Annotated in this window: 7 protein-coding genes; 2 read left to right on the forward strand and 5 right to left on the reverse strand. The window is 50.6% G+C overall.

Annotation, left to right across the window (positions count from 1 at the left end):
* From ACV7NC_RS03990 to ACV7NC_RS04010, 5 genes are read right to left on the reverse strand one after another with little or no spacing between them, the layout of a single operon-like run.
* A complete protein-coding gene (locus tag ACV7NC_RS03990; protein ID WP_458154171.1) occupies positions 1-1,368 on the reverse strand; it encodes an efflux transporter outer membrane subunit in 1,368 nt (455 codons plus the stop codon).
* A 39-nt stretch (positions 1,369-1,407) separates the two neighbouring features.
* Positions 1,408-2,385 carry an alpha/beta hydrolase fold domain-containing protein gene (locus ACV7NC_RS03995; RefSeq protein WP_458154172.1) on the reverse strand — a complete coding sequence of 326 codons (978 nt, stop codon included), beginning with the start codon at positions 2,383-2,385 and terminating at the stop codon, positions 1,408-1,410.
* A gap of 56 nt (positions 2,386-2,441) precedes the next feature.
* Positions 2,442-4,721 carry a TonB-dependent siderophore receptor gene (locus ACV7NC_RS04000; RefSeq protein ID WP_458154173.1) on the reverse strand — a complete coding sequence of 760 codons (2,280 nt, stop codon included), beginning with the start codon at positions 4,719-4,721 and terminating at the stop codon, positions 2,442-2,444.
* 50 nt (positions 4,722-4,771) lie between these two features.
* Positions 4,772-6,073, reverse strand: coding sequence for a lysine N(6)-hydroxylase/L-ornithine N(5)-oxygenase family protein (locus tag ACV7NC_RS04005; RefSeq protein WP_458154174.1), 1,302 nt, complete (start codon positions 6,071-6,073; stop codon positions 4,772-4,774).
* A 10-nt stretch (positions 6,074-6,083) separates the two neighbouring features.
* On the reverse strand, positions 6,084-7,187 hold the full coding sequence (locus tag ACV7NC_RS04010) for a GNAT family N-acetyltransferase (protein WP_458154175.1): 1,104 nt from the start codon (positions 7,185-7,187) through the stop codon (positions 6,084-6,086).
* A 272-nt stretch (positions 7,188-7,459) separates the two neighbouring features.
* On the opposite strand from ACV7NC_RS04010, the gene ACV7NC_RS04015 reads away from it, so the two are divergent.
* Both ACV7NC_RS04015 and ACV7NC_RS04020 read left to right on the forward strand, forming a co-directional pair.
* Complete coding sequence (locus ACV7NC_RS04015; RefSeq protein WP_458154176.1) at positions 7,460-9,130, forward strand: cyclic peptide export ABC transporter; 1,671 nt, start codon at positions 7,460-7,462, stop codon at positions 9,128-9,130.
* A gap of 76 nt (positions 9,131-9,206) precedes the next feature.
* Positions 9,207-10,397 (forward strand): PepSY-associated TM helix domain-containing protein, encoded by a 1,191-nt coding sequence (locus tag ACV7NC_RS04020; protein WP_458154177.1) that lies wholly within the window; start codon positions 9,207-9,209, stop codon positions 10,395-10,397.
* The last annotated feature ends 133 nt before the right edge of the window (positions 10,398-10,530 follow it).

Here is a 10,530-nt window from a genome sequence, read left to right on the forward strand (position 1 = left end):
TCAGGCATCGCCTCCCAGCGCCAGATAGAGATTGATGCGATTACTCAACAACTGCCGGGTCACGGAAAGATACGCCGTTTGCGCATTCAAGGTACTGCGATAGCTATCCAGCAATGTCAGAATTTCAATGATGCCATTCCGGTAAGAGTAAACCGCCAGTTTCTGACTGGATTCGGTATGTTCAACCGCTTTGCGCAGCGCCGTTTCTTGTTGCCACAACCATTCCTCGGCTGCAAGCGCTTGTTCAACCTCACGAAACGCATTTAGCGCGGTATTTTTGTATTGATTCAATGCTTCCTCGGCACGTGCCTGATTGCGGAAAATTTCACCTTGGATGCGCCAGCCGGTAAACAAAGGTTGCACCAATCCTGCAAACACATTCCAGGCTGCGGCCCTGGGATCAATCAGCTCGGTCAGATCGACACTGCGAGATCCGCCCGTTGCAGTCAATGTGATTCGCGGCAACCGCAATTTTTGCGCGCTGACGGTGCGCAAATCGGCTGCCTGCAAGCGGTTGAACGCAGCCACCAGATCGGGCCTGCGCGCCAGCAATTCCGCAGGCAATCCTGCCGGGACAGCCGGTGGCAAGGATGGCAATTGAGTGATGGTCCATACTTTGTCTTTCGGGTAATTGCCCAACAATATCTCCAGTCGTTTCGAAATTTGCTGTGCGCGATTACGCGTTTGTTTCAACTGTGCCTCGGCGTTCGCCAGATCATTCAATGCCAAGCGCACATCCAAACCGCGCACCAGACCACGGTGAAAACGGCCGCGCACCAGACCGACGATTACCCGCCGGTCCAAAATCGACCGCTCAATGATAGCCGACTGCAATTCGGCTTCGGCTAATTCGAAATAGCTCTGCGCAACACGCGCTGCCAGCGATAATCGCGCGCCATGAAAATCCGCTTGCACTGCCGTTGCCTCCGTCACCGCCGCCAAATGCGAATCGCGAATACGGCCCCATACATCCACTTCCCAGCTGACACCGAATAAAGCTTCAAAAACACTGAAGCGGGCGGAACCGAAACCGGCTTCCCTGATTTTTACTTCTTCATAATCCGCTGAGAAAAAAACCTGCGGCCAACGAGGAGATCCATCGATACGCGCTTGAGCGGCAGCAGCTTCCACCCGCGCTGCCGCCGCTTTCAATTCATAATTATTTTTCAGCGCAGTATCGATGAGTTTCGTCAACACTTCATCCTGAAATGTTTGTACCCAGCTAACCGCCACCGGCTGTTCTATCGATTGCCCTTCCCATTGTTGGGGAATATCCGCGCCCGCATCGCTTGCGCGGCGCTCGGGCAATGTGCCGCATGCGCTTACAGCCAGCAAGAGCAGCAAGCAACCTATACGTAATGGTCTCATACCGGAAAAGTAACGAATAACATGCGGGGTCTTATAATTTCACCTGCGATCGCCGTCAGCATAAAAAACGCCCGCTAGAATCTTCGCAAGATCCTGGCGAACCCGATCTGTTTCTTCAACAATGTTTCCCAGCCGTGCAAAATCATGCACCATGCCCGGATAAACTGTAGCCTGCGCAGCTACGCCGCTTGCTTGCAGGCGCTCTGCGTAAGCGATGCCTTCGTCCAGCAGCGGATCGTATTCGGCCAACGCAAAATAGGCCGGTGCCAGTTCCGACAAATCCGGTGTCTCCAGCGGCGCGAAGCGCCAATCGGTCCGGTCGGCATCGCCGCGAAGATAAAGCTTGAACATCCATTGCAAGGTATCCGCTTCCAGTAAATACCCTGTGGCAAGGCGCTGATGGGATCCGCTAGTCTGCCATGCGCTGGTGCATGGATACAGCAGAATCTGGCAAATCGGCGGTTGCCGGCTCTCATCCCGGGCCATGATCGTAATCCCGGTTGCCAATGTACCTCCGGCACTATCACCGCCAACGGCTATCCGCTTTGTGTCGAGACCGTGGGCGGATCCTTGCGCCAGCAGCCATCGATAGGCATCGTGCGCGTCATGTACCGCACCGGGAAAACGATGCTCCGGTGCCAGCCGGTAAGCAACATGCAATACGTGGCAGGGTGTCGATGCGGCCAGCGAACGGCACAACGAATCATGCGAATCCAAACTGCCCAGGCAATAACCGCCGCCATGAAAATATAACAATACCGGTTGCGGACCGGAAATCTCCATGAATTCCAAAGGTTTGTAAAGTCTGGCATTGATCGGATATCCATCGCGGCTCTCAATGGTGAGTTGCTGCACACTCGCCACCAGTGGCCCCGGAACATCCAGTATATGTGTTGCAGCTTCGTATTCGCGACGCGCCAAATCCGGTGTTAACGTGTGCATCGGCGGTCTGTCGCCGCTTGCCACTGCTTCCGTTGCCAGATCGAGAAATGCCGCCAAATCGTCATTTATTGGCATGCCGCTACTCCAGCCATCAGCTGCGTATCGCAAAGAATCGTCATAGCAGTCACTGGCTAAAACCGGAATGTCAAGGTACCGATCACGGTGCGTTCCGTTCCCAGATAGTGCCTGCCGAAGAATGTCGAAGCGATATAGCGGTTGTCAAAAATGTTGCTGGCGTTGATGTTGAACAACATGGGGCCTCTTTCATAGCGCAATGTGGCGTCGAACAGGGTAAACGATGGCGTGGTGCTGGTATTGCTTTCCTCGTTGAATACCTTGCCGACATAGCGGACACCGCCGCCCAGCCCGAAACCTCGCAGCCATTCGTAACCCAATGCGCCAAACGAATAGTCTAGCCAGCCCGACGCCATGGTATTAGGTACCTGCACCGGTCTTTTACCTTTGAAGTCGGTATCTCGCAAATTTTCCACGTCATGATAAGTGAAAGTACCGATGGCATTCAGTCCGCGAAGCAGTTCCGCGCGTCCTTCCAGTTCGACACCGCGTGATCTGACTTCGCCGGTTTGCATGAAGCGGAATCCGGTTTCGTCATTCGGATCCCTTGTCAGCGTGTTCGATTTGGTCAAATCAAAAAACGCTACGGTATACAGCGCACTCGTACCAGTTGGTTGAAACTTGATACCTGCCTCAAATTGCGAACCACGCGTCGGATCGAACGGCTTGTCACTGGAATCGAAGCCGGCTTGCGGCATGAACGATTGCGCATAACTGAAATACGGCGCAATACCATTCGAGAACAAGTAGGTTAAACCTGCCCTGCCGGTAAACGCGCTATCCTTGTTCCGGGTGGTGGACATATTCAGCAGATCGTTATCTTTGGTATGAATCCTGTCAAAACGCCCGCTTAACGTCATGATCCAATTTTCATATTTGAGCTGATCCTGAATATAAAAACCCAATTGATCGATACGCTGTTTTGCATTGGTAAACAGCATATCCGGTCTTGGAATCGATTGCGCATAAACCGGATTGGCTATATCGATGGCAGGCACCAAATAACCGTTGGTATAGCCTTCAAAATAACGCAAGGATGCATTAGTCTGGTTCCAATCCGCTCCCAGCAGCATGGTATGGTTAACCGGACCGGTGTTGATTTTCGCTTGCAAATGGGTGTCGAGTACGGTCTGGCGCAGGCGTTCATTGGTGGCATAGGCTTCGCGATCGACCAAAGTCGGCTGTTCGACGGTGTTATAACCTAGCGAGAACAGATCCTGGAAAGTACCTTTCTGGAACGCATGACGGAAATTCTGCCGCACGGTCAACATTTCGTTGAAGTGGTGTTCCAATTGGTAACTAAAAGATCCCTGATTGGTTGCGTAACGGGCGAACTTCGGATCACTTTGCAGCACATTGGTAAACCGTCCGTCCGGCGCGGCAATATAAAATGGTGAGGAGCCGCTGCGATTATTAAGCACATCACCCATCAAGGTAATGGTGGTCGCGGCAGTCGGTTTGAAAGTAATGGATGGTGCGATATAAAACCGCTCATTTTGCGCCCGGTCGCCACCGGTATTGGGGTATCTGACTTGCGTATCGCTCTCGAGCGCGGTCATCACCAGCCGGAACATAATCGTGCCTTCCTTATTTGAAGCGCCAATATCCGCAGCGATCCGCTTCCGGTCAAAATTGCCGTATTGAAATTCGATTTCGCGGATCGGCGCGGCAGTCGGCCGCTTGGTCACCCGGTTAACAATACCGCCGGCATCACCGCGTCCGAACATGACCGACGATGGTCCGCGCAGAACATCGACCCGTTCCAGACCATAGGTGTCGGTAATGAATCCGCCGAAAAATAAACCCTGGGCTGCATTACTCAATCCATCGCGGAAATTGGCAGTCGTCAAGGCATTGAATCCCCGCATCAACAAATATTCAAAACCGCGTCCATCGAATCCGAATTGATCGACTGTGACCCCAGGCACATAACGCAACGCTTCGGTAAAATTTTGCACACTACGCATATCCATTTCATTGCGGGTCACCACGGAAATCGATTGCGGTATTTCAATAATCGGCGTATCTGTCTTGGTTGCCGTAATGCTCCGCTTCGCGACATTTCCTGCCACTTCGCCGGTATTCTGCGCCTCTACGACAACTGCCGGAAAAACCGCAGCATTCGGCTGTGTTGCATCCGGTTTATTGCCATCCGTCTTAGCAGATGCTTGTTGTTGACTGCTATCATCCGCAGATTGTTTGGCTTCGGGTTGTTTCGATTGCGCGAAGCTATTGACTGGTACCGCTAATACAATCAGCGACGAAAGCGCTGTTATCATCAACTGTTTTAGTGCTTTTGACGGTTTTGGTTTTATTATTACCTTGGATATGATCATGATTAAATATGCTATTGATTCATAAAGTTGATACAAAAAATCAGGACTCATCAGACAGTCACGGAAGAAATCGTACGTGCAGCCGGTGAATGTTTTATTTGACCAAGCTCGTGGATCAATGCCTGAGTAATCTCACTGGCGCGAATCGCAGTGACCGACAGCAAGGTGTCGCTCAGTCCATGACTGGATTCGCAGGCTCCTTGCAAAAAAATGGCCGGCTTGAATTGCGAAGTGGCACTCAGCCGGTAATTGCGGTCCACCGACAAAGTTTTGAAAAAAGGCATTAGCGGTAACAACAGGGCTTGAAAATGGTCACGGTGATACCCGGTCGCGAGCACGACGGCATCGTAGGTTGTGGAAAAATCGCAATCATCGTTCAAATTGTGCAGCGTGAACTGAATTCCTTGTGGTAATGAGTCCGCTCGTCTCACTTCGTGTCTGCGTAAAAACCGGTGTCGTTTCGCACCCGCTACCTTCTGCTGGTAGAACACATTGAATATCTGCTCGATCAGCACCAGATCCGGTGCGGCATAATTGGTGTGCCAGAATTCTCCAAGCAGGCTACTGCGCTCTTGTTCTGTGCTATTGAAAACAAAATCGGTGAAATCGGCATTGAAGATTTCATTGACAAAAGGGCTGTCATCGGAAGGTCTGATCGAGCGGGCACGCATGATCAAATCAATTTCTGCGCGATCGAAACAGCCGTGTAAATCCATGAAGATCTCCGCAGCACTCTGTCCGCCCCCCACGACAGCAATTTTTTCGGCATTTGAGAATTCCTTGATTCTTCTCAGATAATCGTTGGAATGAAAAATCCGGTTGTCGTCCTTCAACGCCAAGAAACAGTCCGGAATTCTCGGTTTTCCGCCGATACCCACCGCCAGGCTGCGCGTCAATCGTTCATGTACGATGTTATTCCGGTCGCGGGACCTGACGCGCAAATACATTACTTCATTGCCGATTTTTTCCGGCAAGACCTCGATCACCTCCTCTCCGTATGCGCAACTGTCATCGAAATGCGAGGCAGCCCATGCCAAATAATCATTAAACTCGTGGCGGCTAGGGAAAAAGGTCTTCAAATTGATGAAATCCTGCAACCGGTTTTTCTGATGCAGATAATTGATAAACGTGAAGTAGCTGGCAGGATTACGCAGCGTAGCCAAATCTTTGAGAAATGAAACCTGCATGTGGGCGTTGTCCAGCATCATATTGGCATGCCACGCGAACTCCGGTTGTTTCTCGATAAAAAAGGCGTCGATGTGATAGCCGGCTTGCTTTTTTTCTTCCAGTGTTATGGCCAGGGCGATATTCGATGGACCAAAACCAATACCAATCAAATCATAAATTTGCATGACGTAACCCTCAGGATTGCGATAAGGAATGTGCGATGACGGTACTGCGCGGCACCCACAGTTGCTCGGAAAAGAAACGCTCGCGCAGCAGCATGTGCAGTGCGGCACGTTTATGCGGAAAGTCGAATTCCTTGAGATTAGCGTAGCCACCATATGCGAGATTCCGCATCATCTTGAGATTATCGATGCGAGGTTCGATGACGATGCGCTGCGTCCGGCAATCATCCAGGAACAAGTAATGCGAAATCGACGGCAACCAGGCTGTCACGAAAGGTTTGCCGCGCATTTGCGGCTCGCCGATCAGCACATGCCAGCCGCGATCAAAGTCACGCGCGTCGTAAAATGGTGCGATGCGATCTTCTTTTGCCCAATAAACCTCGAAGTAGCCGAATGGCTCATCGTCCAGACACGCAATGAGATTCAGCATGTGCGGATCCGTATCGATCATTTCGAGATAAGCCCGATGTTTTTGCATGTCCCCGGTTTCCTGCCAGAAAGCAGCAACCACAGGGTCATTCATCCAGCGGTTGAAACGCTGTAGATCGTTATCAATGACCACCCGGCGAAAATTCAATGTGCATCCGAGCCAAGGAATATAGCGACGGTAAACCAGGCCGGAAGGTTTGGGCGGGCGCAACGGATGGCGCCGTCCTTGACTGAACTCATAGCGGATGGGATAAGGTACGTCACTGCCGCGTTGATGCCATAGTCTGGGCAGTTGCCAGAATGCTTCAGCATAAACGATCACCCGGTTGCCATCGGCAGTCAAAACCCCTGCCGCAAACAACTCGGAAAACCGCGATTGCGCAACAGTCAGCGTCACTTCCTTTTGTGCCGGGTAGCAAAGCAGAGCGGCTTCGATAACCGCCAACAGTTCCGTTGCGGACGGCTGTTGGCTGATTGCATCGATTAGTCCCAAAGTCAGTTGCCCATCGGCATTTCGCAATGACCAAACCGATGGTTGTTCATTGTCGCGATACCAAACGTATAGCTTTTGATCATCATGGCTGATGGTGCAGCAAACCCGATCGGGATACGACAGCAGGCTCACTTGTGCAACCATGCTTTCGTCGATCAGAACCACGGATGGATCACTGAGCAGATTCGATTTCATTTATCTCCAACGCAATTTTATTTTTGCAATATACTTTCTAAACACTGAAGACGAATGAGAATTATTTTTATTTATAAATAATCATTATTCCCGATAATGTGTGATTCAATTAATTAAGATCAACAAAATGATTATTAATGTTTTTATTTTACAGATAGCGATTAAAACAACTTCTTCAATCGATATTGCCGCGACACGATTCAGCGATAACTCTGTAAATAATTCCTATTGCCATTCGTCTCAAAGTTGTATCGAAATGAATCAGGTGGGGCATGCTGAAATTTCTTGTTAAACAATCAAAATCCTTATTGCTTGGCGCATCGCTTGCAAGCGTCCTGCATGGCATCGGCAGTGTAATGTTATTGGCGCAGATCAATTCCGCGTTAACCTCGGAAAATACGGAGCGTGAGCAGATGGCATGGTTATTTGCCGTTACCGCACTCGGTGTGATGTTCACATATGTCATCGCAGCCATTCTTTTCGAACGGCTCGGTCAACAGGCGCATGCCGAGTTGCGCAGCTTTGTAGCAAAGCGCGTTATAGGCGCGGACTACCGGCAACTGGAAGTTCTAGGTGCAGCCCGGGTGCAATCCGCCTTATCCGACCACTGTAGCCGGGTTGCCGAATTTTTCGTCAGCTTCCCGGTCATTCTGACCAATGCCGTGGTCGTAATCGGTTGTCTGGCTTATATGGCTTTCCTATCCTGGCAAGTGTTTTTGCTGGCCGTTCTCATTATTGGCTTAGGATGCATCGGCTATCATCTTGCTCATTTACGCGCAATCCGGCATCTCGATGCAGCCGCACAGGAACAAGACCAATTGTTCGGGCACTTCCGTTCCTTGACGGATGGCGCCAAAGAATTGCGCCTTAATCATGACAAACGGATTATTTTTTTTGACGATGTATTGCGGCGCTCAATTGAGAAAGTACGCAAGGAACGCACCTTCGGCATGTCGGTCTTTGTCGCATCCGCAGGATGGGCAAACTTTCTGATTTATGCCTTCATCGGCCTGGTGCTATTCGTTCTGGTTGGTGATGTGCCTGACCGCACCTTGATCATGACCGGCTACGCACTGATTTTCGTTTACATGGTGGGACCGTTGGAAGCATTGCTACTGAATATTCCCCGCGCCAACCTGGCGCAAGTTTCCGCGGACAGGATCGAGGAAATAACGCAAGCCATGGCTTCCACGGAACAGCCGGTCACCAACACGGCGATACCGCCGTTACAGTCGATCGTGCTTAAAGATGTGTTTCATCGCTACTATCATGAACAAAAAGATGAAATATTCACACTCGGTCCGGTCGACTTATCGTTCCGTCCGGGTGAAATCACTTTTCTGGTGGGCGGCAACGGCAGCGGCAAAACCACGCTGGCAAAGCTGCTCGTCGGCTTGTATCCGCCGGAAACCGGTACTATTACGCTGAATCAGATCCCGATCACAGACCTCAATCGCGATTATTACCGTCAATTCTTTACGACCGTCTTTTCTGATTTTCATCTTTTCGACCGGATGTTGGAAACCGGTCACAACATCGATTTGGATCAAAAGGGAAATCAGCTGCTGGCGAAGCTGCATTTACAGCACAAGGTGAAGGTACGCAATGGCGCCTTCACTACCTTGTCGTTATCGCAAGGGCAACGCAAACGGCTTGCACTGGTGGTGGCTTATCTCGAGAGCCGCCCGTTTCTGGTATTTGACGAATGGGCCGCCGATCAGGATCCGTTATTCAAAGATATTTTTTACCACGAGCTGCTGCCGGAATTGCGCGCAATGGGTAAAACCGTGCTAGTGATTTCGCACGATGATCGTTACTTTCATTTGGCCGACCGCTTACTGCGCATGGACAACGGCCGCTTGACGGTCGATCAAGACCAAGACCGTTCCAATCAATCCAAACCGGCTTCAGCCCCACTGCTTGCTCTCAATAGCATCACCTGACATCATGAAAAAGCCTCTCGCCACGAAATTGTTCGATCAGCCTCAAGAATCCGTCAAAAACATTACAAAAACTAGAATGACACGTCACGTCCTGACTTTACTGCATCGCTGGGCAGGGCTTTTACTCGCCGTTTTCTTATTTATCGCCGGATTCACCGGCGCCATCATTTCCTGGGATCACGAACTTGATGAATGGCTGAATCCGCATTTGTACGAAAGACAAAGTCAAGGAGAAGAATTATCTCCGCTTGAGCTTGCGAATTATCTGGAAAATACCGATCCGCGTATCCTGATCACCTGGCTGCCATTGGCTATCGAACCCGGCCACAACCTTGGATTGGCTGTTACTGGGCGGCTGGATCCGCATACAGGAAAAGCGATCAATCTCGGTGTGAATCAGATCGCGCTTGATCCGGTTACTACAGAAATCCGCGGTTCACGCATGTGGGGCGATATTGCGCTGACACGCGAAAATTTCGTGCCGTTTCTGTATAAACTGCACTACAGCCTGCATATTCCCGATTTTTTCGATATTGAATTCGGCATCTGGTTTATGGGATTGCTGGCCATTGTCTGGACCATTGATTGCTTTGTGGCGTTATTGCTTTCTTTTCCCAATTGGCAAGCATGGCGTAAATCGTTTGCTTTCCGCTGGCAACAAGGCGGCTATAAATTGAATTTCGATTTACATCGTTCCGGCGGTGTATGGTTATGGGGGCTATTATTACTATTGGCGGTAACGGCCGTATCGATGAATCTGAAACTGGAAGTAATGCGCCCTATTGTTTCGATGTTTTCCACGCTGAACCCCGATCCTTTCGCATTGCGCACGCCCAATCCGCATGACGAGCCGATCGAGCCCGGCATTAACCGGCAAGCGATTGTCAGTCTGGCGCAAGCTGAAGCACATAAGCGCGGTTGGCATATTCCATTGGGCGGGATGTTTTACGATCCGGAATATAGCATCTACGGCGTGACGTTTCATGAACTCGGGAAAGATCATGCCGACGGCGGATTGGGTAATCCCTGGCTATACTTCGATGGTCAGGACGGCCGTCTTCTGGGAGATAAAATCCCCGGCAGCGGCAGTGCCGGGGACATTTTCCTGGACGCGCAATTTCCGTTGCATTCCGGGCGCATTCTGGGACTGCCAGGCCGCATTATGGTCTCAATGCTCGGTTTATTGGTTGCGATCTTATCAATTACCGGTGTCATCATTTGGTACCGCAAACGCAAAGCCCGGGCTACCCTCAATTATTCAGACTGAGGCGGCGCGAGCCAAATGAACAGATTTTCTCAATTCTGAAGCGCATAGCCTGGCTATGCAACGAGCGATAGATTAGCTTTAAGTTCCGGCAGATTCCTCGAGAAGCGCTGATTAATTGACAGTGTGACCAAAT

Source organism: Nitrosomonas limosa (assembly GCF_054188085.1).